Consider the following 24,796-nt stretch of genomic DNA (forward strand, 5'->3'; position numbering starts at 1 on the left):
AATATGTAAACAGCTATGAGATAATTATGACATTATCGATAAAATTTAACAAATTGAGATAATAGCTTAGATGAGAAAGAATAAGCTGATGTCAATAGAGAACATGCGTACTTATCAACAAATAGTGCACAAACTGTGGATAAGTTTGGGTAAAATGTGTGGATATAAGCTATTATCTGAATTTTATACACAAAAAAAGATTGCTTTTTACTTGTGGATAACTAGGATAACTTTGTGGATAGCCTTTGTTATAGGGAAAAGAATGTGAATAGTTATTGTGTATTTCAAGATAAGAAAAAAGTTAAAGTAGAAAATTCTACTTTAACTTTTGTTTTGAATTAGGATTTATATTAACTTTTCTTGTAATTCTGCCCATTCGGCCATGACTTGTTCTAGTTTTTGTTCGATTTCTGATTTTGAAATTGCTAAGGAGTTTGCTTTTTCAGGATCAGAGTATATGTCTGGCAAAGTAAGTTGATGATTAATGTTATTTATTTCTTCTTCATAGGTTTCGATATTTAATTCACATGTTTCAATTTGACGTTCGATTTGACGTTGTTCACGCTTTTGTTGTTTTTGATCAATATATGAGTCATTTTGTTTGATAACCGTATCATTTACTGTTGGATTTTCTAATTCTTCTTTTGCTTTTAATGCTGCTTTTTCTTCAGTTTTTTCAATATAATATTGATAATTCCCTAGATACATTGTGCCACCATCAGAATCTAAATCGTAAACTTTATTGGCTAATTCATTAATGAAATAACGATCATGAGATACAAATAGGATTGTGCCTTTAAAGTTTGCCAAAGCTTGTTCTAACATTTCTTTTGAATCTATATCTAAATGGTTTGTAGGTTCATCTAAAATGAGTACATTGTTTCGCTCAAGCATCAATAAGGCAAGCTGTAAACGTGCTTTCTCGCCACCTGATAGATCGTTAATTATTTTTTTAACGTCTTCTTGTACAAATAGAAAACGACCTAAAACAGCACGAATGTCTTTTTCATTCATAGTAGGGTATTGGTCCCATAAGTAATCAAGTATTGTTTTATTTGATTTGAATTCGGCTTGTTTTTGATCATAATAACCAATTTTTAAGTTGGCACCCGTAGTGATTGTCCCATTTAATGAATTTTGTATATTGGCAATGGTTTTTATTAAAGTTGATTTCCCAATACCATTAGGGCCGATAATTGCAATATGATCTCCTTTTGTTACTTCAAAAGTAATGCCTTTAGTAATTGGAGACGCATAGCCAATTTCTAAATTTTTTATATGGAAGACATCATTACCAGTATTACGATCAAATTCAAATTGAATGTTGGCACTTTTAGCATCAATCATAGGTTTATTAATGCGTTCAATCTTTTCTAACATTTTCCTACGGCTCTTAGCCATACCTGTAGTTGAAGCACGAGCAATATTTTTATCGACAAAAGTCTCTAATCGTTTAATTTCAGCTTGTTGATTCTCATATTCTTGCATACGTTTTTCATAATATTTATCCCTTTGATCAATAAACTGAGCATAATTACCTACATAATGTTGGACATCACCGAGTGCAACGTCATAAATTTGAGTCACAATTTTATCTAAGAAGTATCTATCATGACTAATAATTACGATGGCACCTTTAAAGTAATTTAAATAACTTTCTAACCATTGGGTCGTTTCCATGTCTAAATGGTTGGTGGGTTCGTCCAAAAGTAATAAATCAGGCTCGCTTAATAACATTTGTGCCAAAGATAATCTTGTTTTTTGGCCGCCGCTAAAGTCATTGATAGGTCGGTCGAAATCCGCTTCACTAAAATTCAGTCCGTGTAAGACTGTTTTAATTTTGCTTTCATATTGATAGCCATCTTGTTGTTCAAATTGATTGGATAATGCTTCATAGCGATCGATATGAGATTTATATGTCTCAGTATCATACTCATCCGCATGTTGCGCTAACCAATCTGTTTCCAATTTCATTTCTCGTTCTAAATTTTTCATTGCCTCAAACGGCTTAGACATTTCTTCAAATACAGTTTGATCTGTATTTAATGTCATTTGCTGTGTTAGATAACCAAGTTTTAAATTTTTACTCTTAGAAATATGACCGCTATCATAATCTTCAACACCAGCAATTATTTTCATTAATGTAGATTTTCCGGCGCCATTACGACCTACAATACCAATGCGTTCACCCGTTTTAACTTCAAAATCCACATTATTAAAAATGTCTTCGCCGTCGAATGATTTAGTTAAATCATTGAGTTGTAATAATATCATCTGATTTTGCACCTCTCTATTCATTATCATTCTACAGTATTCAGCGTGTTGTTAAAACTATCATTGTTTATTTTTATTATTCAGTCATGTATAATGTTGTAGTGATTATAAGATTAATGAATAACAGATAATGAATTAGGGGGAAATGATCTTGGCTAATCAAAGCGAAAAGATTCCTCGTGCCACATTGAAACGTTTACCGTTATATTATAGATTCGTCAATACATTAAAATCTAAAGGCATTGATAGAGTTAATTCTAAAGCCATCAGTGAAGGCTTAAATATTGATTCTGCAACGATTCGAAGAGATTTTTCTTATTTTGGCGAGTTAGGCAAGAAAGGCTATGGCTATAATATTGATAGCTTATTACATTTTTTTAAAAATGAAATTAGCGAAAATGACGAGATTAAAATTGCAATTGTAGGTGTAGGGAACTTAGGTAAAGCATTATTAACATATAACTTTTCAATACATGATGAAATGACTATAACTGAAGCATTCGATATTCGTGAAGAGGTTATTGGGACACAAATAGGTAAAGTGACAGTAAGTTCATTTGATAAAATAAAGGAAATATTATCACAAGAAGATATAGATGTAGTGATATTGACTACGCCTGAAGAAGCGGCTCAAAACGTAGCTGACGTATTAGTAGATTCAGGTGTTAAAGGGATACTTAACTTTACACCAAGTCGTGTACTAACGCCATCAGACGTTCAAGTACATCATATTGATTTAGGTATTGAATTACAGTCTTTATTATTTTTTATGAAAAATTATAGCAATAAATAAAAAATAATTAGTTAGTTTTTTATAGATACAGTAATACACTCAGTGTGCTGTGTTTATAAAAAACTATTTTTTTATGGATGTTTAATTTGAATTTCGAAAAATTATTACTGTATAAGTTAGCAGAAAGTTAAAAATTGTGAGTTGCAAGGTTGAAATTTTATACGATTTCTAATATTATTAATCTTATTGATTTTATCGGAAAAGAGGTTATTAATATGACTTGGTTAATAATCAGCGGCATTATTGTGGGAAGTCTTTTAGGCTTTGTTATGCAAAGAACACGGTTTTGTTTAGCTGGTGGATTTAGAGATATGTATATTCAAAAGAGTAACAAAATGTTTTATGCATTACTTATAGCTATTACAGTTCAAAGTATAGGATTGCTCATTTTGACTTCAACTGGTTTGGTACAAATACCTGAGTCAACTTACCCTATTATTGGGACAGTAATAGGTTCATTTATATTTGGTTTAGGTATTATATTAGCTGGTGGATGTGCAACCGGTACATGGTATAGAGCAGGTGAAGGTTTAATAGGTAGTTGGGTGGCACTTATCGCCTATGCATTTACTTCGGCAGCTACGAAATATGGTTTACTGTTACCATTCATGGATGGTTTAAATAAGCCTACAAATGTTAATACGAGTATGTCACAAACTACAGGGATACCGACATGGATATGGGTAGCATTACTTACAGCTATTACAGTATTTTTCGTAGTCAAAACATTACGCAAACCGAAACCTAAATTTGCTATTCCTAAATTAAAACAGAAATTCACAGGTATGCGTCATTATTTATTTGAAAAGAAATACCATCCCTTTGTGGCTGCAATTGCAGTAGGACTCATCGCGTTAATTGCATGGCCAGTAAGTGAGTCTACAGGAAGAATGTATGGGCTAGGTATTACAACACCATCCGCTAATCTAGTACAGTTCTTTGTAACTGGTGATTTGAAATTATTAGACTGGGGTGTTTTCTTAGTTCTTGGAATATTCCTAGGGTCTTATATTGCAGCTAAAGGTGCAAGAGAGTTTAAATGGAGATTACCAGATAAAAAAACGATTCGTAACAGTATGATTGGTGGCGTGCTTATGGGATTTGGCGCTTCAGTAGCAGGTGGTTGTTCAATCGGTAATGGACTAGTAGAAACAGCAACGATGTCATGGAAAGGTTGGATTGCACTTGCTTCAATGATCTTAGGAGCTTGGACAATGAGTTATTTTGTATTTATCAGACCTATGAAAAAAGCGCAGAAGCAAACCTCAAATGAACCTGTAACGTCACAAACGCAAACAATATAATTATTATAGGAGGCACAAATTATGGTACACGAGTTAGGTACAGTTGGAATGGTTTGTCCATTCCCGTTAATAGAAGCACAAAAGAAAATGAACACGTTAGATAATGGTGATGAATTAAAAATAGATTTTGATTGTACGCAAGCAACTGAAGCATTACCAAATTGGGCAGCTGAGCAAGGCTATCCAGTTACAAATTATGAACAGTTAGATGATGCATCATGGACAATTACAATTCAAAAAGCTTAATTAAGAGTAATAGTTGAGATTGACACTGCAAGTGAACTTCACTTAGTCAATTAGACAACATAATAAGTAAAATAAAAATGGTCGGATTCCTAGCTATGCTTTGAGTTCGATCATTTTTATTATATATTTTTTAGTCAGAATTTTGTTTTTTAATATTTGTAATTAATATATAGATTCCAATTATTAACATTAATATTGCTAGTATCATGACCAAATAAATAGAAAAAGCTTCAAAGATATTAGTAGTTAACACTAATATTAAAACAATGAGTAAAAATAATTTTAATAGATTTAACCTTACAGTTCTTGTCATGTTTTCCATCCATTAAACTAAATAAGTATATATTCAATAACCCTGTTAATCTTTATCATTATTATTGCCTTTAGCTTTAAAGACAAAGGCAATAATTAATATTATTATAGGAAGAAAAGCTGAAAAAATGGCTGAGTAACTACCATTTTTAAGTAAAAATGGTAAACAAATAACAATCACTATTATGCAAATACTTAATGTTATAAAGGTGTACAGTTTCCCTTTATTCATGACCTATCTCTCCTTAAAGTTGTTATTTCCACAACTATATCATATTGAAAACTCAACTTATATGTTACATATTTAAAGACACTAATAGTAAGTTTTAACCTTTCTACAAATGTAGTTTCAAATAGTATTTAAAGCGGTTGCATTATGATAAAATAAGTATTGTTTATAATAGTTAATTAATGAGAGTGAGAAAATATGAAGAACATTGCTGATATAGCTAAGATTGCTGGGGTTTCAAAAAGTACAGTGTCGAGATATTTAAATAATGGTTCGGTAAGTTTAAGAACTAAACAAAGATTAGATAAAATCATTCTAGAAAATGACTATCAGCCTAATCAATTTGCACAAAGTTTACGTGCGCGTAGAACTAACATGATAGGGGCAATTATACCTAGAATGAACTCTTTTGCTGTCGATGAAACAATTAAAGGCGTCAAAACAATCTGTGATCAATTGAAATATAGTTTGCTTCTAAATTATACAAATCTTAATACTCAATTAGAAATTGATGCCCTTGAAACATTTTATAGAAGTAAGGTAGATGGCATTGTCTTTATGGCAACAGAAATCACAGACAAACATTTAGAAGTTATTAATAAAATAAATGTTCCTGTGATTATCGTTGGTCAAGCACATGATGATTTACATTGCATCATTCATAATGATTATCAAGCTGGCTACTTAGTTGGTGATATGTTAGGTCAAAAAGGTTATAACGATATTAAATTCTTTGGTGTGACAGAAAGTGATATTGCTGTAGGTGTTCAACGTAAAGAAGGTCTGATTGCGGGTTTAGAAGTACATGACATACAACCTCATATTTCACTTACATCATTTAATTATCAAGAGGCGATGATCGATGTTGTAGAGGCGTTACAAGCATACCCTTATTATGACGCAATTGTTGGCGCTACAGATTCAATTGCCTTAGCCATACATAAATATAATTCAGAGCACTCGCCACATAAGCAGGAAAAGTATATTGTAGGGTTTGGTGGAGATCCAGTAACTGATATTGTGTCACCCTCTATCTATACCATAAATTACAATTTCGAATATGCAGGTAGTGTAGCTATGGACAAATTAAATCAGATGATACAACACCAAGAAATTGAACAACGTATTATTATTGATGTTGAACAATCATTTAAAAATTAAAAGAGAAATGGTATGATGAAAAAGTATATTATGGAACCGGTACCATTTAAATGAGATTATTTTTAAAATAGGAGGATACACACCATGACGGAGTGGACAAAAGAACAACGTTATCAAAAATATGAAGATGTTGATCAACAAACGATTGAATCATTAACTGAACAAGTTAAACAGTCAGAATATAGACAAACTTTTCATATACAACCCCAAATAGGATTGTTAAATGATCCTAATGGACTTATCTATTTCAAAGGGAATTATTATGTATCTCATCAATGGTTTCCGTTAGGACCTGTACATGGACTGAAATATTGGTATACATATCAAAGTAAAGACCTTGTGGATTTTGAAGCTATTGGTCCAACGATTAAACCAGATACGAAAGACGATAGTCATGGTGTATATAGTGGCAGTGCATTTGAATATCATGATCATTTATATTATATGTATACAGCAAACCATCGCGATAGTGATTGGAATAGAATCTCTACACAACATATAGCAAAAATGGCTAAGGATGGTTCGGTAAATAAATTTCCTAAAGCAGTGATATCAGAACCACCGTTTGGCTATACTCAACATTTTAGAGATCCTAAGGTACATGTTCAAGATGGAGTTTATTACGCAATGATAGCTGCACAAAATATTAAAAAACAGGGAAGAATTCTGCAATATCGTTCAACAGATATCGTAAACTGGGAATTTCAAGGCGAGATACAAACGAATCTAGATGATTTTGGTTATATGTGGGAGTGCCCAGATTATTTTAATTTAAACGGCTATGACATGTTACTGTTTTGCCCTCAAGGTATAGATTCAGAAGGGGAACGCTTTAAGAACATTTATCAATCTGGTTATATTATGGGACAGTATGATATTAACAATTTAACTATGAACCATGGTGATTTTCATGAATTAGATTATGGTTTTGATTTTTATGCTCCTCAGACATTCTTAGATGAAAATGGTCAACGCGTATTAATTGGGTGGATGGGTTTACCAGAAATCAACTATCCTTCAGATGCAGATGGTTGGGCGCATTGTTTAACTATCCCACGTGTATTGACAATTGAGTCAGGTAATTTAAAGCAGCGTCCATTAAAAGCGCTTGAAAAACTTCGCACAAATGAAGAAACGGCATTAGGTTATGCTAATAAATTCACTAGACAATTGCATCCGTATGAAGGCAAACAGTTTGAATTAATCATTGATATTTTGGAAAATGAGGCGACAGAAGTTTACTTTGAAGTAAGAACATCTAAGACTGAATCTACACTAATTACGTATAATAAGAGGGAACAGAAATTAACATTAGACCGCAGTGAAAGTGGTCAATTACCAGAACCTGTTGAAGGTACAACGAGAAGCACTTATTTAGATACGCCGTTATCCAAACTACAGTTATTTGTAGATACTTCTAGTGTTGAAATTTTCTGTAATGATGGTGAACGTGTGATGACGACAAGAATATTTACAGATGAAAATGCAACAGGCATTAAAACATCTACTGAATCAGGTCAAGCCTATCTAAAATTTACAAAATATGATTTGAAAGGTGACACTATATGAAACGTCTACTAGCAATTGGAGAGGCATTAATTGATTTTATACCGAATACTACAGATTCTAAATTAAAAGATGTAGAAAAGTTTAGTCGACAAGTAGGAGGAGCACCATGTAATGTGGCTTGTACAGCAACAAAGCTAGGTGGCAATGCTGAAATGATTACCCAATTAGGACAAGATGCATTTGGTGATTTAATTGTAGAAACGTTAGAAAACATAGGTGTAGGTACTCAATATGTAAGTCGTACTGATATAGCTAATACCGCTTTAGCATTCGTGAGTTTAACTAAAGAAGGTGAAAGAGACTTTTCATTTTATAGGAAGCCATCTGCTGACATGTTGTTCAATACAGATGCAGTAAGTAACATCGATGTAACTGAAAATGATATGTTGCATTTCTGTTCAGTTGATTTAGTGGAAAGTCCTATGAAATATGCACATCAAGAATTGATTGAAAACGTGACAAATGCAGGTGGTACAATTGTATTTGATCCTAATGTGAGGTTGCCATTATGGAAAAATGAAGCGGATTGTAAATCAGCAATCCATGAATTTATTCCATTAGCACATATCGTCAAAATATCTGATGAAGAATTGGAATTTGTAACTGGAATTACAGACGAAAAACAGGCGATACAGTGGTTGTTCCAAGGAAATGTTAATGCAGTAATTTATACTAAAGGCGCTGATGGTGCAGTCATATATTTTAAAGACGGAAATGAAATTTCTCAACAAGGATTTAAAGTTAAAGCCATTGATACTACAGGTGCAGGTGATGCATTTATAGGTGCTTTAATTAGCAGATTATTAATTTCTGATAGTGTAGACGTGATAACAGTATTGAAAAGTGAAGGTGAACGTATACTTGAATTTAGTAATTATGTAGCAGCAATGGTTACTACGAAATACGGAGCGATATCAAGTATTCCAACTTTAGAAGAAGTGAATAAAGCAATAAAAAGCTGAGCATGTAATTAAATACATGCTCAGTTTTTTATGTATTATATCTTTTTAACGTTTCTTACAGACGCATAACAATGTTCATTGTTTTTAAAATAAACTACGCGTGATTTTGAGTCGATGGATTCGATATTGTGTCTATTAACTACGAAACTATTATGACATCTAAAGAAACGTTTATCTAACTGATCAATTTCTTTTAGGTTTCCATAGAATTCGATTTGACGATTATCGAGATGTGCAATTAAACGATGGGATTTGCTAGATGATTCAAAGAACATCACATCGTCATATTGTACATAAATAGAATTACTACCACGTTTTAATTCTATTGTTTCGACACTACTTTCTTTTGAAAGTAGTTTTAATCGCGATTCAGATGTTTCTAAGCAATCAATCACTCTTGATTTTAATTCGTCTGGATCATCTTTGAAAATGAAATCCATTGCTGCAACCTTGTAGACAAATGTTAAGTATGTCAGTTCACTATGACTTGTAACAAAAATGATATTGCCAACCGGATCATGCTTGCGTATTTCACTTGCAAGCTTGATACCATTGATGTCAGCTTCTAGTTGAATGTCTAAAAAGTAACATCCTATATCATTAATGTTCTTTGAGCGTTCTAAAATGTCATAAGGATCAGCTGTTGCAACTTCAATTTCCATTGGTTTTTCTTCAATCATAATATAGTTATTTATAATTGAGACCATATGTTCACGTTGTCTTTCATCATCTTCACAAATGAATATTTTCATAGTAACACATCCTTATGAATCAGAATTTAAGATTTCCACTTTTTGAATAAAGTAGTTGTTATCAATAGTTGTATCTAATAAAACATTTGTTGTTGAATCAGTCAATTCTTTTAATGTGGATAATCCAAGTCCACGGTTTTTTCCTTTAGTAGAAAAGTTTTCTTGGAAAAGAGTATGTACTTTTGGCATATCTGGTTCACACTTATTCATAACGATAAATGTAACGGATGTGTCTTCATTTTTAATAAAAGCGATACGAATAAGTGGTTCTTCATTGATTTTTTCAGAAGCTTCAATTGCATTATCAAGTAGTATACCGATTACTCTACTTAAATTTATAATAGGCATATCGATTTTTTCAATTGATTCTGGGACCTCAATGCTAATGCGAATATTTTTTTCTTGGGCTTGAAGTATTTTAGTAGTTAACAAACCTTTAATTTCGCGAACATGCAAGTTTTCAATACCATTGATTTTAATTGCATTCATTTGCATACTATCTTGCATAGGTAATATTTCAGAATGAAAGTAATCTCTTAGACCTTCCATATCTTCTTCTCTGATAAAGTCAGAGAGGGTAGAAAGGATATTCACATAATCATGTCTGAATTTACGCATTTCATGATTGATTTTTTCAATCTGAAGCGTATATTTATAATAATTTTCGATTTCCTGCATATTTCGCTTATATTGAATTTGGCGAATAATGCTAAAAGAAATGGTAATGATAAGAATAGCAGTAGTAATAATAACGACTGCATATATAATCGAAATAAACTTAGCATCACCAAATGATACATCTCTGTTTGGTAAATAAAAATAAATTAGACCTAAGATAGTTAATAAAAATAAGTTTACTAATGTCAAATATATTTTATTTAATGATAAGTCTGAAACTGATAATTGTTCAATAAAGAATTTTGCTATATAAGCGTAAATTATAGAGAATATAGTAAATGAAATAGCTACAAACAACATGTACGCATAATCAATACCAATTGCATTTACAATCACACTACTTAACCATAAACTTGTAAAGTTAGCCATGTATAAAATAAAAAAACAGATTAATGATGTAACTACACCTATAAACTTTTTTTTATAATACATAAATATTGTGCTCATAAAAAATAAAAATATTACTGCTTCAGAAGAAAAAATAAAAAATAAAATGTTTGAAGGGATTATTATTCCAATAATTGAAATAAAATCCCTTTTAGTATAACGAATACCGCTAATAAGCTTCATATTATAAAATAAAATAATTACTTGTAATAATGAGAAAAACATAGAATACAAAAATGACATATTACACACACTTTCTACCAAACTATTATTCGTAAAGATCTGTTAATTCTTTTGGAATTTCAGATTCATCAGTAAAACCAAAACAAGGATTGACAGTAGATATTGAACCTATAGAAGCAAAAACTTTAGCGAAATAATTTGAAATAGATTTTGAAATAGATTTTATAATATTCATTATTAATGATCCTCCTTAGGAAAAAATATACGGAACTGCAAAACAGATATAATAACAATACCTAATAATATTAATTGCTGGTAGGGCTCATTTAAAAAGAGCGAAATTAATAATAAGGTTAATGTTACACATATTGATTTAATCTTTTTACCTTTTCTTAGGCGTTCAGGTATAGGCTGCTTTTTTGTAGCAGAAGGTGCATATATACTAATTATTAGTAATCCAATTAAAGCTAATGGATACATTATAAGAGATGGGACTTGTATATACCCGACTAGCCAAGGTAGTAAAACAAAATAAATTAGACTTTCTATATAACAAGCTAAAGAGTTTTTAGCATGTGCTCCATGCGCAAAGTGTCTAATTACAAAAAATGATAAATGAACAGTTAGTGTGTATAAAAATATATGACAAAGGATTGAAACACCATAAATAACAATTGCTTTAAAGAAATTACTTACTACAACTTGCATGCCTAAACGCATTTTTAAATATTCTATATGATCTAAATTGTTGCGTAATTGAAGACTTTTAGCAAAGTTGTCTATTTTAGTATCAATTAATTTACTCATTGGCTTTTCTCTCCTCACTCGTATTATACAATTTTAATTAAATTTTATGCGTCTTATTGCGTAACTGTATATTTTTAATTCCTAACTGTTTAAAATATTTACCTGACTAATTTTATCATATTTATGCTTACATTTAGGAATAAAAATTAACGAGTTGGGGAATTTTTAACATTAATTTAAAAAATCATGGTTAAATGTACTTGTATCACAAAGAAGTGATTACATTTTACAAATCATTTAATCAAAATTTTGTTTGAATTTTTGTTTGAATGATAACGTTGATTAGACTTTTGAGCAGGGGTCTGATTAACACACTGACATTGTAACTGTACTTTCTTCGTATAGTTGTTATAGTTACAAGTTAAGTTCTCGTTTTTCAATTAATTGATTACAAACAAGAGGAGGCTGATGTAGTGACAAACCATTTCTCAGCAATGATTAGTGATTTCGTAAAATAATACTTTCAGGTACACAACGCGCTTAATTTTATTAAGCAATCCCGAATTTGAATTCGTAGAACATTCCCAGTCTCAATTCAAATATCATTTTTAACATTGCCTATAACAGAGGCGATTTAAAGTATTAACATGTAAGCTATCGTAAACATCATTCAATTTATCATTTTAATCGGTAAATTCACTAAATTTTTTCATAATTAATAACATCCCCAAAAATAGATAGAGAAATAACTGTAAAAAACATTCCCTTAATAATAAGTTACAAAAACCGTGAGTCCCTCCCAAGCTCACGGTTTTTATTTTGGTATTTATTTATATAAATGAGGGCGAAGATTTTTGAAAACTGGAATGTTTTCCCTTTGAGTAGTAACTTCATCTAAGTCGATACTACATGAAATATGGTCCGGCTTACCTTCTAATTGCGCAACTATTTCGCCATTTGGATTAATTACGATAGAATGACCCGCATATTCTGTTTGTCCATCGTCCCCGCATGCATTACATCCTATTACAAACATATCATTTTCAATAGCACGTGCTTTTAAAAGTGCTACCCAATGATTCACTCTTGCTTGAGGCCATTGTGCTACATAAAAAGCTATTTCTGCGTCTTTTCGAGCAGGGTAGCGTAATAATTCAGGGAAACGTAAATCATAGCAAATAATTTGTGTGGCTTTAATACCATTAGTTAAATTAAATGCTTCAGGTACAGCGTTACCAGCAGTTAAGAATGCAGGCTCATCTAACATAGGAACTAAATGAACTTTGTCATAACTATTGATTAAATAGCCATTTTTTGAAACTGCAAATGCTGTATTATACACATCTTCTTTCATAGCATTTGAAACAGAGCCTGCAATTATATCAACATTATATTGAATCGCAAGCTTTGATATGAACTCAAAACTACGAGATAGTTGATTGTCAGCGAGTTCTTTTAACTGAGGTAAAGCATAGCCATTATTCCACATTTCTGGTAATACAACGACATCAGTTTCGGGGGTTACAAATTTAGAAAACCAATTAACGATATTTTCTTCATTTAATGAAACATTTGCCGGTTCGATTTTAAATTGAAAAATTTCTATATTCATTTTTATCGCCCCTTAAATTATTGTTAGCATCAATATACTAAAAATATTCTGATAATTCAAAGTTAGTAGTTGTTTTAGATTAATAACTATAAAAAAGAATAAACTGCGGTGGTAAATAGTTTTAGCAACTAGTAAAAATATTTGTTGGTTATTTATTTAGAATTAAATTGGAGAATGAAATGAAGTTTATAAGCATGTTATTTATGTGTGGAGAATTGAACTAAATAGTTTTGATGAAAGCAAACTATAAATTTCATCTACTTAAATTTATTGACATAAATCATTTGATATTGAAAGAGGTCGAAGCATTTATATGCTCGACCTCTCGTTTCATTTTATAATTAAATACTAATTGAAGTAAGTAAATGTGATTATTTTCTAACTAAAAAGCGTTTGCTTATATCGTGGAATTCTTTGTCACCAGCTGCATCACGTACATTACCGAATGGCATTTGCGCAACAAGTTTCCATGTTTTAGGTATTTCAAAAGCTTCAGAAACGGCAACATCAACAAGTGGATTGTAATGTTGTAATGAAGCACCAACGCCTACAGTACTTAAAGCTGTCCAAATTGCAAATTGGTGCATTGCATTTGTTTGATTAGACCAGATGGCAAAATTTTCTGCATAGTTAGGCATTTGATTTTGTAATCCTTCGATCACATCTTGGTCTTCAAAGTAAAGAATTGTACCATGAGAATGTTTGAAGTTATCTACTTTGTCAGAAGTTGCTTGGAAATCACGGTCTTCGCCCATAGCGTTTTTAAGCTCTTGTTTAGTGATGTCCCAGAATTTATTATGGTTATCATTTAAAAGTAATACAATACGTGTAGATTGTGAATTAAATGATGATGGAACATGTTTGATAGCATGCTCAATAATATCTTCTACTTCGCTATCAGAGATTGAAATCTCTTGATCTAAACTATAAATAGTACGTCTTGTTTCTATTGCATTTTGAAAAGTTTCTAAAGTTGAGTCTTTTTTACTAAATAATCCCATTGTGAATGCTCCTTTATATCAATTTATTTTATATATTAAGTATAATAATTATATCAGAGTTTGTAAATAGGGTTTTACATAAAATTTCAAAAGGATTAATATTTGTTTTCAATAAATTGCTTTTGATGAAAAATAGATCTTTTTCTTATATACTATTATATGAATGTAAAAATATGAATTTTGGAGGTGAATCTATGAAGTGGTATTTTTCGCATAAATTTGTGATGTCCAGCTTTGCTATAGCTTTAAGTACAACATTGCTTTCTAGCCAAACTCACGCTGCTGAACAACAACTTAATGAAAAACTAACAAATGAAAACACAAACCAATCAGATAAAAAGCCAATTCATTCTGATCCTACAAATCATACAAAAAGTTCAAGCACAGGGAATACAGTACAAAGCGATGATACAACTAATTTAGGCTTAGGTAACGACTTAGATGCAATGACGAAATATGAAGAACTTAACCAAGCTCAAACAGGTCAAAGTAGTGACATTGGTTCAGCTGAAACAGTTCAAGATAATGAAGAAAAGCAAAATACTTCCGATAATCAAAATCCCAACAATAATGCGTTAAGTAATGCTAAAAGACAAGAAGATAATAGCAACTTAACTGAACAAGATCAAGCGAATACAGATAAGCCAAGTACCGAAGACAGTGCAGGCAATCAACAAACCCCAGCTGAACCGAATAATGGTGATGATGGTGACGGTGGAGATAATCAACCAAATCCGGATAATCCAAATAGTGGAGATGGTGGAGACAATCAGCCAAAGCCAGATAATCCAGTTAATGGAGACGGCGGAGACAATCAGCCAAACCCAGATAATCCAGATAATGGAGACGGCGGAGACAATCAATCAAAGCCAGATAATCCAGATAATGGAGATGGTGGAGACAATCAGCCAAACCCAGATAATCCAGATAATGGAGACGGCGGAGATAATCAACCAAAGCCAGATAATCCAGATAATGGAGACGGCGGAGACAATCAGCCAAACCCAGATAATCCAGATAATGGGGATAATGGAGATAATCAATCAAAGCCAGATAACCCAGATAATGGAGACGGCGGAGATAATCAATCAAAGCCAGATAATCCAGATAACGGAGACGGCGGAGACAATCAGCCAAAGCCAGATAACCCAGATAATGGGGATGGTGGAGATAACCAATCAAAACCAGATAATCCAGATAACGGAGACGGTGGAGACAATCAGCCAAATCCAGATAACCCAGATAATGGAGACGGCGGAGACAATCAGCCAAAGCCAGATAATCCAGATAATGGAGACGGTGGAGACAATCAGCCAAATCCAGATAACCCAGATAATGGGGATGATGGAGATAATCAATCAAAGCCAGATAACCCAGATAATGGAGACGGCGGAGACAATCAGCCAAAGCCAGATAATCCAGATAATGGAGACGGTGGAGACAATCAGCCAAATCCAGATAACCCAGATAATGGAGACGGCGGAGATAATCAATCAAAGCCAGATAATCCAGATAACGGAGATAGCTCAGGCAGTAAGCCAAAACCCGACAATCCAGGTAATGGAAATGAACCAAACAAGCCAAGTGGTGGAGGTTCAGAAGACCCAAACACATCTCATGATGAAGGTAATATGAATAATTCCAATGGTGGTAGTTCAAACACTCCAAATTATCCTGGGGCAGATAATACAAAACCAAATGGTCAGGACGATTCAAATGTAATTTTAAATCCAGGCCATAATACTGATGAGAACGATTCAAACACAACTAACAATTCGATAAATCATACTAATGATCATAGAAATGAGCATCAATATGGAAGTTCTAGTCATCATGAGATTGCAAGTGGCGGAACTTCAGTGAGTTATGGTGATTTAGCCAAAAGCGAAAAATCTCAATCGAATGAAAAGCAATTAATAAACAGGTTTGATCAAATGTCTACTGGTTCGTTTAAATATAATCCTTTTGTAGTTAATCAAGTTAAACAGCTGAGTTCTGGTGCTAAAACAGTAACTGATAAAGAGATTTCGTCGGTTTTAAGGCGCCAAACCTTTGCAGATAATGCCTTTTTAAATGAATTACAAAAAGGCACAAATTATTTTAAATTCCAATATTTTAATGTTTTAAAATCTAGTGATTATTATAAAAATTTAGATAACCAAGTATTAGCATTGATTACAGGTGAAATTGGATCAATGCCTGATTTAAAAAGTCCTAAAAGACAACAATCATCAGGTAAATACGAATATCATTCAAGTAGTGAGGATGAATTGACACATACAACAAATGAGCAATCTAAAAATGAAATTGATGTTAAATTTGAACGTACACTATTTGCATTAATCACAGCAATGATAATTATCTTTATTGGTATGGTCTTAGGATATTTCGTTAATAGAAGAAATAAAAAAGATAGCAAATAACAATCAAAACATAAAAAGGGAAGAAGCTGCGACATAAAATGATGTCGCAGCTTCTTCCCTTTAATTTTTAATGATGATTAAAATAAAAAGTTGAAAATAAATGAAGCAGATTCCTGCATTTCTTTTATTTTTTCTGGTCCTACTAATACTTGAATTATAACTACAAAACCATTCTGCATGATATGTACTAAAATAGGGACCCAAATTCGTTTAGTATAAACATATAACGCTGAGAAAATCATACCCATACCAAAGTAAATGATAAAAAAGGAAGGGTCTGAATGGGCAGCACTAAAAATAATTGAACTCACAATCCCTGCAATTAAAAATTTAATTGTTTTATTTGCTTGGATCATATTATAAATTTCACCGAAAATTACTTTTCTAAAAACAAATTCTTCTAAAATAGGGCCAACTACCGAAATTAATATAATGAATATAGGAATTTCTTGAGCTACTTTCATCAGTCTCTCTGTGTTTGGACTGGATTGAGGTGCGCCTAATAAATAGATATTAATCATATTAGCAATAATTTGATAAATCATTACTACAAAATAGCCAACAAGCGCCCATCCAATAGCGTATCTTTTCTTTTCTTTCGGTTGCTGTTCTAAAGAAGTAGGGTTAGCAATAAAATGATTAATTATAATAATTATGAAAGATGCGATAATAAATAATATAACTTGTGTATAAATTTGCGCAAAGACAAGTTCTTTGCCACTATAGTTATCAAGCAGACCAGACAATTGTAAAATGATTACACCAAATTGTGCTAGGCCGTAAATAACTAATGTCAGTATGGACACCCATAAACGAGACATAATGAACCTCCAAAAATTAAATGATACCTTATTTTATCGTAAAATAGTGTTTTATACAAAATTTAGCTGGATAGTTTTAACTTGAAATATTGACCAACTTTGATTATTATAGAAGTATATTAGCACTCATTCACTTTAAGTGCTAAAGTATTTTATTATTTTTAAGGAGGAACAATCAATGTTAAAGCCATTAGGTAACCGAGTAATTATTCAAAAATCAGAACAAGAGCAAACAACAAAGAGCGGTATTGTATTAACTGATAGCGCGAAAGAGAAATCCAACGAAGGTACGATAATTGCAGTAGGTGCAGGGCGTATTTTAGAAGATGGTTCTCGAGTTGCTCCTGAAGTAAATGAAGGCGATAATGTAGTATTTCAACAATTCGCTGGAACAGAAGTAAAACGTGGAGACGAAACTTATTTAATCGTAAATGAAGAAGACATTTTAGCTATAATTGAAGCATAAAAATTATAAATAAATTCTGATAATTTCAAATAAATCAATCAAACATCATGGAGGTATAAGTAATATGGCGAAAGATTTAAAATTCTCTGAAGACGCACGTCAATCAATGTTAAGAGGTGTAGATAAATTAGCTAACGCCGTTAAAGTTACAATTGGACCAAAAGGGCGTAATGTAGTATTGGATAAAGAATATACATCACCGCTTATCACAAATGATGGTGTGACAATCGCTAAAGAAATTGAATTAGAAGACCCTTATGAAAATATGGGTGCAAAATTAGTTCAAGAAGTTGCTAACAAAACAAATGAAATTGCTGGTGACGGAACAACAACTGCGACGGTTTTAGCACAAGCTATGATACAAGAAGGATTGAAGAACGTTACTAGTGGTGCGAACCCAGTAGGTTTACGTCAAGGTATTGATAAAGCTGTAGAAGTAGCTATTAATGCATTACATGATATTTCTCAAAATGTTGATAATAAAAATGAAATTGCTCAAGTTGGTTCAATTTCTGCTGCTGATGAAGAAATCGGTAAATATATTTCTGAAGCTATGGAAAAAGTTGGTAACGATGGTGTTATTACCATTGAAGAATCTAGTGGTTTTAACACAGAATTAGAAGTTGTAGAAGGTATGCAATTTGATCGAGGTTATCAATCACCGTATATGGTAACAGATTCAGATAAAATGGTTGCAGAACTTGAGAAACCTTATATTTTAATAACTGATAAAAAGATTTCATCATTCCAAGATATTTTACCACTATTAGAACAGGTTGTTCAATCAAATCGTCCAATCTTAATTGTAGCTGACGATGTGGAAGGTGACGCATTAACAAATATAGTATTAAATCGTATGCGTGGTACATTTACTGCTGTTGCTGTCAAAGCTCCTGGTTTCGGTGATCGTCGTAAAGCAATGTTAGAAGACTTAGCGATTTTAACAGGCGCACAAGTAATTACAGATGATTTAGGATTAGATATTAAAGATGCTACAATTGATATGTTAGGTACATCAAATAAAGCAGAAATTACAAAAGATAATACAACTGTTGTTGATGGTGATGGAGATCAAAATAATATCGATGCACGTGTAAGCCAAATTAAAGCTCAAATTGAAGAAACAGATTCTGAGTTCGATAAAGAAAAATTACAAGAACGTTTAGCTAAATTAGCAGGTGGCGTAGCTGTAATTAAAGTTGGTGCAGCAAGCGAAACAGAATTGAAAGAACGTAAATTACGTATTGAAGATGCGTTAAACTCTACAAGAGCTGCCGTTGAAGAAGGTATCGTAGCTGGTGGAGGAACTGCCTTCATGAATATTTATGATAAAGTTTCTAAAATTGAAGCTGAAGGCGATATAGCAACTGGTATTAATATTGTATTGAAAGCTTTAGAAGCACCAGTACGTCAAATTGCTGAAAATGCTGGTTTAGAAGGTTCAATTATAGTTGAAAGACTTAAAAATGCAGATGTAGGTGTTGGTTTCAATGCGGCTACGAATGAATGGGTGAATATGTTAGAAGCTGGTATTGTTGACCCTACTAAAGTAACACGTTCATCATTACAACATGCTGCAAGTGTTGCTGCAATGTTCCTTACTACAGAAGCAGTTGTTGCTAATCTTCCAGAAGAAAGTAGTAACGACACTCAAGCAGGTATGGGCGGTATGCCAGGTATGATGTAAAGTTTAATATAGATATTTAATTAAATTTCAAGAGACTTCTCCTGATAACATTAATAAATTATATGTAGTAAAAGCTTTAGAGGCTGGGACAAAATTTTAATTGTCTCAGCCTTATTCTTTGTATTAGCAGTAGCTTACTATATTGATAATAAAGACTGCTGTGTTTCTAAACATACATGCTGAGTAAGGTAGCGTAATGCATTTTAGTGAAAACTAATTTATGTTTTGCATCTTTTATTTGTTAAACATAACTAATAAATAATTTTGTTAGACAGAATAAAAGAGTAAACCAAATTGATAATATGAGAATTGCCATAAACCAATTCTTCGATTTGTTCCATTCATAATCCAAAGCTTTTTTACGCATTTCCGTCAGTATTTCATTAGGTATGAGCTTCAAACATAAATAAATGCCTATTGGTACTATGATTAAATCATCTAAATAGCCAATAATTGGTATGAAATCAGGTATAAGATCGATTGGGGTAAAAGCGCTTAAGCAAAGACTAATAAAGCAAAACATTTTGTATATAATGGTATACGAGGCGCTTTGTAAGACAAATAAAGGACTAGAAGTTCTTTTTTTAATGTTGTAATCCAATTTTAAAAAAATCAATTTGTTTATCATTTTAAGTACGTTTACTTGTAGAAATATTGAATGTTGAAATAGAAAGTAGCTAAAAAAGTATAATATAGCATTAATTTAAAAATATTGCGCTTTTTTACAAATCATATAATGCTTAATTTTTCATACACAGAACGTTTATATTTAATAAATGAAGTGTTAGGATTTTCATTTTTTAAGTACATCAATTTAGAGAAAATTATTTTTGGTTTTCTAAAGCATTTTATTATATGAATATTTAATTATAGTTTAGGGTAAAGTATGTAAGTATAATTAGAAGCGGTTCTTATACATGATTTTAAGTGTACTTAAATTTTTGAAAGACGAAAGGAAGTTTAATTATGACAAAACCAACAGTTTATGAAGTTATCGATTTAGGTATTAACTATTTAATATCAGGATACGATAATTGGAGTAACGAACAGGTATTAGACGATAAGATTGCTGCCTTTCCAAATACAATTCATTGGCAATATGGACATGTACTTACGATATTTGAAAGTGCATTATCATTGTGTGAACAAAATGAAGTAGATATTGCTAAATATACAAGTTTATTTGGATATGGTTCTTCACCAGAAAAGTGGGGAGATGAAGAGATTCCTACCGTTGATGAAATATTTGAACATTTAAAAACATTACCAGACCGTGCGAGAAGCTTAACTAATGAACAGTTAGAACAAGAATTGACAGAGACTATTGCTGGTTGCAGTACATTAAATGAATTATTAGTGCTCAATGCAATTCATATTCCACTACATGCTGGTAAAATTGAAGAAATGTCACGTATACTTAAACAACATCAATAGATATAATTAATTTAATCGGCTCGGTAGATAAATAGGTGTATTGGGCTGTTTTAATGTATAGTTATCATTGTTCGTGTTGGTTTAGCAGCACGAAAAATCTTTTGAATAAAAGTTGGTACCGTGGCACTCCACGGGGGAATACTAGCATGTAATGTTAACTTATATTTGCACCCATTCTAGAACTTTTCAGTTTTAGCAAAAGAGGGCAACGAAAGCTTATTATTAAACTTTCGTTGTCCTCTTTGGTTTTATATCAAATATATAAATTATTTTTGTAATTCTGAGATTGCTTTTGCAATTGTATCAAATACATGTGGAATATCGTCTTTTTCGACACAACTGAATGCGATACGTATATCAGTATCATTTAGCGCGATAATACCAATTGAATAGGTTTCGATTAAGTATAAGCGCAATTGTTCAGGATCTACACCATGAACTTTTAATGCCATGAAATATCCAGAATTAAAGTCATACACTTGCCAAAAAGGAGTATATTGATCGTCATAAACTACTGATTTAGTGATTTCATATCTCGCTTGTAGTGTATCAATATTATGTTGTATTTCATTTTCGAAAGTTTCAGGGTGTTCTAAAACATATTTAACAGCACTTTGAGAAGGCATTGGGCCACTTGAGATGTTACTTCTAATTAAGCCTTTTACTTTTTCTTCAAGAACGTGTTTAGTTGTTTCATTTGAGACGCCAAAGCTAATGAATCCAACTCGAAGACCCCAAGCAAAGAATTCTTTTGTAGCACCATCTAAACGGATTGGCAATACATTATCTAAATGTAAATTTGTTAAAGCAGTAAATAGTGATTGTGTATATACGTCTTCATAAAATAAACCATAATAAGCATCATCTACCAAGGCAATAACATTTGTACCGCGTTCTGCTAATGATTTGATGGCAGCAACGATTGTATTAACTTCTTCTTTAGTAGGTGTGTAGCCTGTTGGATTATTAGGATAGTTTAAAATTAAAACTACTTTATCTTTTTGATAGTTTTCCAAAGTATCAACAAAGTTATCAGTTGTAAAATGGCCATCTTCATCAAAAATATCATATGTTTCAATATCAGCGTTATGTCTAGCGCTATATACAAGTTTATAATTTCCCCAATTATGAGTTGGTAATAGTAATGTATCGCCACTATCAACAAACATGTCGGCTACTAATGATAAACCATGTGTTAAAGCATTAGTAAGAATTGGTCTAGTCATGTCATTCGCATTTAAATCTGGATTTTCTTTTAACATTTTTTGTTGCCATAAATCACGGAGTGATTCAATACCTTGAGGAGGGGCGTATGGAAAGATTTCATCAGGAGTAAGCTCTGTAAAAACATCATTTAATGTATCAGCATACATCTTACTGTCTTTATAAGTAGCCATACCGATTGTTGCATTATACTTTGTAGATTTTGCCTCAGCAGACTGAGATAAAATACCTTTCGGGTAATACATTAATTTTCCAAGGTCTGATAGCATATCAGCTATTTCTGGGTTTGTTTTAGATAGTTTTTCATTTAAATCTAAAGCTAAAGGATTCATATGTTGGTCAACCTCTCTTTACTATTTCAGGATACTATTATATTATCGCGAAATAGCTTGAAATTAAAGCATAGCGCAAAGATTTGACGGAAAAATAAAAAAACTACAGTTTCACACGAACATACGTTCTGTTTTTATGTTAGAATATGGTTAGGCCATCGAAATCCTACATGGTACTTTCTTCTGTGGGAGGTGTAGTATGATCACGTGGTGGCAAGAAATCATAACAACTTTGTTAACAGGTAGCTTACTTGTTGTATTCCGTGTTTGGTTAGAAAATAAATGGAAAGACAAATAGGTGGCCTTACACACAAAAAACCCCAAGTCTGCGTCATCAGACTTGGGGTTGTGTAATATAATCCGTGGATACATTAATAATTTTATCATCATATTTTAATGACTGCAAACAATATATTCTATTGCTTAAAATATGATAGGGGTAAAATAAAAATCAATAAGATTAAATGAATCAATAGTGATTTAGAAATATTTAACATAATTTGGTATAATGAAAATTGTTTTGAGGTGAAATGGATGAAACATTTAACAAAGATATTTGTCATTATTGCTATTGCCCTGTTTGTGGTGGGGTATTACTTGCAAGCTACAGGACATGAAAGTTCTGGTATAAAATTATTAATTGCAGCTATAATGTTTATGGTTTGTGCGTTTATTGATCGTAACAATAATAGACGAAAAAAGAAAAATGATCAAAAGAAGTAATAGTTATTTTAAAGACTATATTTATGAAAAAGGCGAAATTTGTTTTCTTTCAGATATAGTCTTTTAATTTTGTATATGGATCTCAGAAATAATATTTAGTGTTCAAGAATTGCAAAATTAAAAAGTGTGCAATTAATTTCTAATTTTCTCTTTACAAGTGTGTATATATTGTATATATTGTGTATATACAGTTGCAAGGGAGGACGTCCGTGAAAATACTTTTGAAAAATAGTAGTGAAAGCCCTATTTATGAACAAATTAAGCAACAAATTAAAGAAAATATTTTAAAAGGGTACGTAGTTCCAGGTGAACATTTACCTTCTATGCGCGAGTTAGCACAAGATTTAAGCGTAAGCGTGATCACTACTAAGCGTGCATACGAAGACTTAGAAAAAGATGGTTTTGTCTTTACAATTAGAGGTAAAGGTACGTTTGTAAAAGAACAAGATAGTTCCATTTTGAAAGAAAAACAATTCATCGTGATTGAATCATTAGCTAAATCAATGAGTAAAGAAGCTAAGACAATCGGTATGTCATTGCCTGAGCTACAAGAAATTCTGGAGATGATCTTTGAGGAGGATGAGGAATGAACGCTATAGAATTAAATGCTGTTAATTATCAGCATAAAGAATTCAAGTTGAACGATATTTCTTTTGAAGTTCCTCAAGGGTTTGTCACAGGATTTATTGGCGCAAACGGTGTTGGCAAAACGACACTCATTAGATTAATTATGGATTTAATTGAACCAGAACAAGGAGAAATCTTAGTTTTTAATAAAAAGATGAAAGACAACGCTGAGGAAATCAAAAATAGAATCGGTTTTATTTATTCAGAGCTATATTTAAATGATAAGTGGACCGTTAACAAAATTGAAAAATATATCGCCCCTTTTTACAAAAGGTGGGACAATACGCGTTTTAATTACTTTCTTGAAAAATTTAATTTAGTTCGGGATAAAAAGCTTAAAACTTTTTCAACTGGTATGAAAATGAAATTATCTATTGCGATTGCTTTTAGCCATCATGCAGAATTATTTATTTTAGACGAACCTACTTCTGGTTTAGACCCGATTGTTCGAAATGAAGTTTTAGATATCATTCAACAAGAACTCATCGATGAAAATAAAACTGTATTTATTTCAACACACATTATTTCAGATTTAGAGAAAATTGCTGATTACTTAGTATATTTAAAAGACGGTGAAATTGTCTTTAATGATTTTTTAGATGACATTATGAATAAGTATCAAATTGTAAAAGGTGATTCAAATCAGATAGACGACGAGTTAGTGTCTTTAGCATATTATATAGAATATAATAAAACTGGCTATACGGCGCTTACAACACATGCAAATGTATTTAAAGAAATATTTGGTAATGAGGTAGCAATTACTAAACCGAAAATTGAAGAACTAATGGTTTTCCTCGAAAAAGGGCTACACAAAATTGAATTTGAAAATGATGGCATTTCATAGTG

The 24,796-nt window shown here is 31.8% G+C and carries 25 protein-coding genes; 14 read left to right on the forward strand and 11 right to left on the reverse strand.

The window, feature by feature from the left end:
• Positions 1 to 345: 345 nt before the first annotated feature.
• Complete coding sequence (locus LG295_RS04875) at positions 346 to 2,274, reverse strand: ABC-F family ATP-binding cassette domain-containing protein (protein WP_107558547.1); 1,929 nt, start codon at positions 2,272 to 2,274, stop codon at positions 346 to 348.
• 145 nt (positions 2,275 to 2,419) lie between these two features.
• Between LG295_RS04875 and LG295_RS04880 the strand changes: the two genes are divergently transcribed.
• The 3 genes from LG295_RS04880 (at position 2,420) to LG295_RS04890 (ending at position 4,617) form a co-directional block, all read left to right on the forward strand.
• The gene (locus LG295_RS04880; protein ID WP_167456113.1) at positions 2,420 to 3,067 is read left to right on the forward strand and encodes a redox-sensing transcriptional repressor Rex; all 648 of its coding nucleotides are present in this window, start codon (positions 2,420 to 2,422) and stop codon (positions 3,065 to 3,067) included.
• A 215-nt stretch (positions 3,068 to 3,282) separates the two neighbouring features.
• A complete protein-coding gene (locus LG295_RS04885; protein ID WP_318832733.1) occupies positions 3,283 to 4,371 on the forward strand; it encodes a YeeE/YedE family protein in 1,089 nt (362 codons plus the stop codon).
• Between the two features lie 21 nt (positions 4,372 to 4,392).
• Complete coding sequence (locus LG295_RS04890; RefSeq protein ID WP_017723427.1) at positions 4,393 to 4,617, forward strand: sulfurtransferase TusA family protein; 225 nt, start codon at positions 4,393 to 4,395, stop codon at positions 4,615 to 4,617.
• Positions 4,618 to 4,975: 358 nt separating this feature from the next.
• Here the strand turns inward: LG295_RS04890 and LG295_RS04895 are convergent, their stop codons facing one another.
• On the reverse strand, positions 4,976 to 5,161 hold the full coding sequence (locus LG295_RS04895; RefSeq protein WP_107558549.1) for a hypothetical protein: 186 nt from the start codon (positions 5,159 to 5,161) through the stop codon (positions 4,976 to 4,978).
• A gap of 195 nt (positions 5,162 to 5,356) precedes the next feature.
• Here LG295_RS04895 and LG295_RS04900 point away from each other — a divergent pair, with 195 nt between their 5' ends.
• The 3 genes from LG295_RS04900 (at position 5,357) to LG295_RS04910 (ending at position 8,850) form a co-directional block, all read left to right on the forward strand.
• Positions 5,357 to 6,319, forward strand: coding sequence for a LacI family DNA-binding transcriptional regulator (locus LG295_RS04900; RefSeq protein ID WP_318832734.1), 963 nt, complete (start codon positions 5,357 to 5,359; stop codon positions 6,317 to 6,319).
• Positions 6,320 to 6,403: 84 nt separating this feature from the next.
• Positions 6,404 to 7,888: a sucrose-6-phosphate hydrolase gene (locus LG295_RS04905; protein ID WP_107531429.1), complete on the forward strand. Its 1,485-nt coding sequence runs from the start codon at positions 6,404 to 6,406 to the stop codon at positions 7,886 to 7,888.
• The gene (locus LG295_RS04910) at positions 7,885 to 8,850 is read left to right on the forward strand and encodes a carbohydrate kinase (protein ID WP_107531428.1); all 966 of its coding nucleotides are present in this window, start codon (positions 7,885 to 7,887) and stop codon (positions 8,848 to 8,850) included. Before LG295_RS04905 ends, LG295_RS04910 begins: the two co-directional genes overlap by 4 nt.
• A 35-nt stretch (positions 8,851 to 8,885) precedes the next feature.
• Here LG295_RS04910 and agrA read toward each other — a convergent pair whose 3' ends face one another.
• The 6 genes from agrA to LG295_RS04940 form a co-directional block, all read right to left on the reverse strand.
• Positions 8,886 to 9,602 (reverse strand): quorum-sensing response regulator AgrA, encoded by a 717-nt coding sequence (agrA, locus tag LG295_RS04915; protein WP_029378924.1) that lies wholly within the window; start codon positions 9,600 to 9,602, stop codon positions 8,886 to 8,888.
• 12 nt (positions 9,603 to 9,614) lie between these two features.
• Positions 9,615 to 10,910 (reverse strand): quorum-sensing sensor histidine kinase AgrC, encoded by a 1,296-nt coding sequence (agrC, locus tag LG295_RS04920; protein ID WP_318832735.1) that lies wholly within the window; start codon positions 10,908 to 10,910, stop codon positions 9,615 to 9,617.
• 25 nt (positions 10,911 to 10,935) lie between these two features.
• Complete coding sequence (gene agrD / locus LG295_RS04925) at positions 10,936 to 11,085, reverse strand: cyclic lactone autoinducer peptide AgrD (RefSeq protein ID WP_318832736.1); 150 nt, start codon at positions 11,083 to 11,085, stop codon at positions 10,936 to 10,938.
• Positions 11,086 to 11,087: 2 nt separating this feature from the next.
• Positions 11,088 to 11,657: an accessory gene regulator AgrB gene (locus LG295_RS04930; protein WP_318832737.1), complete on the reverse strand. Its 570-nt coding sequence runs from the start codon at positions 11,655 to 11,657 to the stop codon at positions 11,088 to 11,090.
• Positions 11,658 to 12,423: 766 nt separating this feature from the next.
• The gene (locus LG295_RS04935) at positions 12,424 to 13,209 is read right to left on the reverse strand and encodes a carbon-nitrogen family hydrolase (protein WP_107531425.1); all 786 of its coding nucleotides are present in this window, start codon (positions 13,207 to 13,209) and stop codon (positions 12,424 to 12,426) included.
• A 371-nt stretch (positions 13,210 to 13,580) separates the two neighbouring features.
• Positions 13,581 to 14,210, reverse strand: coding sequence for a nitroreductase family protein (locus LG295_RS04940; RefSeq protein ID WP_318832738.1), 630 nt, complete (start codon positions 14,208 to 14,210; stop codon positions 13,581 to 13,583).
• 194 nt (positions 14,211 to 14,404) lie between these two features.
• Between LG295_RS04940 and LG295_RS04945 the strand changes: the two genes are divergently transcribed.
• Positions 14,405 to 16,633, forward strand: coding sequence for an SdrH family protein (locus tag LG295_RS04945; RefSeq protein ID WP_404476587.1), 2,229 nt, complete (start codon positions 14,405 to 14,407; stop codon positions 16,631 to 16,633).
• 77 nt (positions 16,634 to 16,710) lie between these two features.
• Here the strand turns inward: LG295_RS04945 and mroQ are convergent, their stop codons facing one another.
• Complete coding sequence (gene mroQ / locus LG295_RS04950) at positions 16,711 to 17,454, reverse strand: intramembrane glutamic endopeptidase MroQ (protein WP_325999677.1); 744 nt, start codon at positions 17,452 to 17,454, stop codon at positions 16,711 to 16,713.
• A 178-nt stretch (positions 17,455 to 17,632) separates the two neighbouring features.
• On the opposite strand from mroQ, the gene groES reads away from it, so the two are divergent.
• Complete coding sequence (gene groES, locus LG295_RS04955; protein WP_107531971.1) at positions 17,633 to 17,920, forward strand: co-chaperone GroES; 288 nt, start codon at positions 17,633 to 17,635, stop codon at positions 17,918 to 17,920.
• A gap of 64 nt (positions 17,921 to 17,984) precedes the next feature.
• A complete protein-coding gene (groL, locus tag LG295_RS04960) occupies positions 17,985 to 19,607 on the forward strand; it encodes a chaperonin GroEL (protein WP_318832741.1) in 1,623 nt (540 codons plus the stop codon).
• A gap of 241 nt (positions 19,608 to 19,848) precedes the next feature.
• Here groL and LG295_RS04965 read toward each other — a convergent pair whose 3' ends face one another.
• The gene (locus tag LG295_RS04965) at positions 19,849 to 20,235 is read right to left on the reverse strand and encodes a DUF1232 domain-containing protein (RefSeq protein WP_318832742.1); all 387 of its coding nucleotides are present in this window, start codon (positions 20,233 to 20,235) and stop codon (positions 19,849 to 19,851) included.
• A gap of 338 nt (positions 20,236 to 20,573) precedes the next feature.
• On the opposite strand from LG295_RS04965, the gene LG295_RS04970 reads away from it, so the two are divergent.
• A complete protein-coding gene (locus tag LG295_RS04970) occupies positions 20,574 to 21,041 on the forward strand; it encodes a DinB family protein (RefSeq protein WP_318832743.1) in 468 nt (155 codons plus the stop codon).
• A gap of 266 nt (positions 21,042 to 21,307) precedes the next feature.
• On the opposite strand, the gene LG295_RS04975 is transcribed toward LG295_RS04970, so the two are convergent.
• Positions 21,308 to 22,597, reverse strand: a complete 1,290-nt coding sequence (locus LG295_RS04975) for an aminotransferase class I/II-fold pyridoxal phosphate-dependent enzyme (protein WP_107531854.1) — start codon at positions 22,595 to 22,597, stop codon at positions 21,308 to 21,310.
• 202 nt (positions 22,598 to 22,799) lie between these two features.
• On the opposite strand from LG295_RS04975, the gene LG295_RS04980 reads away from it, so the two are divergent.
• The 4 genes from LG295_RS04980 to pmtA all read left to right on the forward strand — a co-directional run bounded on the left by LG295_RS04980 (position 22,800) and on the right by pmtA (position 24,794).
• Positions 22,800 to 22,895: a Trp-rich small protein gene (locus LG295_RS04980; RefSeq protein ID WP_230454283.1), complete on the forward strand. Its 96-nt coding sequence runs from the start codon at positions 22,800 to 22,802 to the stop codon at positions 22,893 to 22,895.
• A gap of 236 nt (positions 22,896 to 23,131) precedes the next feature.
• Positions 23,132 to 23,320, forward strand: coding sequence for an SE1626 family protein (locus LG295_RS04985; protein WP_107531855.1), 189 nt, complete (start codon positions 23,132 to 23,134; stop codon positions 23,318 to 23,320).
• A gap of 209 nt (positions 23,321 to 23,529) precedes the next feature.
• Positions 23,530 to 23,910 (forward strand): PSM export ABC transporter transcriptional regulator PmtR, encoded by a 381-nt coding sequence (pmtR, locus tag LG295_RS04990; protein WP_017723446.1) that lies wholly within the window; start codon positions 23,530 to 23,532, stop codon positions 23,908 to 23,910.
• Positions 23,907 to 24,794, forward strand: coding sequence for a phenol-soluble modulin export ABC transporter ATP-binding protein PmtA (gene pmtA, locus LG295_RS04995; RefSeq protein ID WP_107531856.1), 888 nt, complete (start codon positions 23,907 to 23,909; stop codon positions 24,792 to 24,794). Before pmtR ends, pmtA begins: the two co-directional genes overlap by 4 nt.
• The last annotated feature ends 2 nt before the right edge of the window (positions 24,795 to 24,796 follow it).

Source organism: Staphylococcus pseudoxylosus, assembly GCF_044794325.1.
Lineage (GTDB): Bacteria > Bacillota > Bacilli > Staphylococcales > Staphylococcaceae > Staphylococcus > Staphylococcus pseudoxylosus.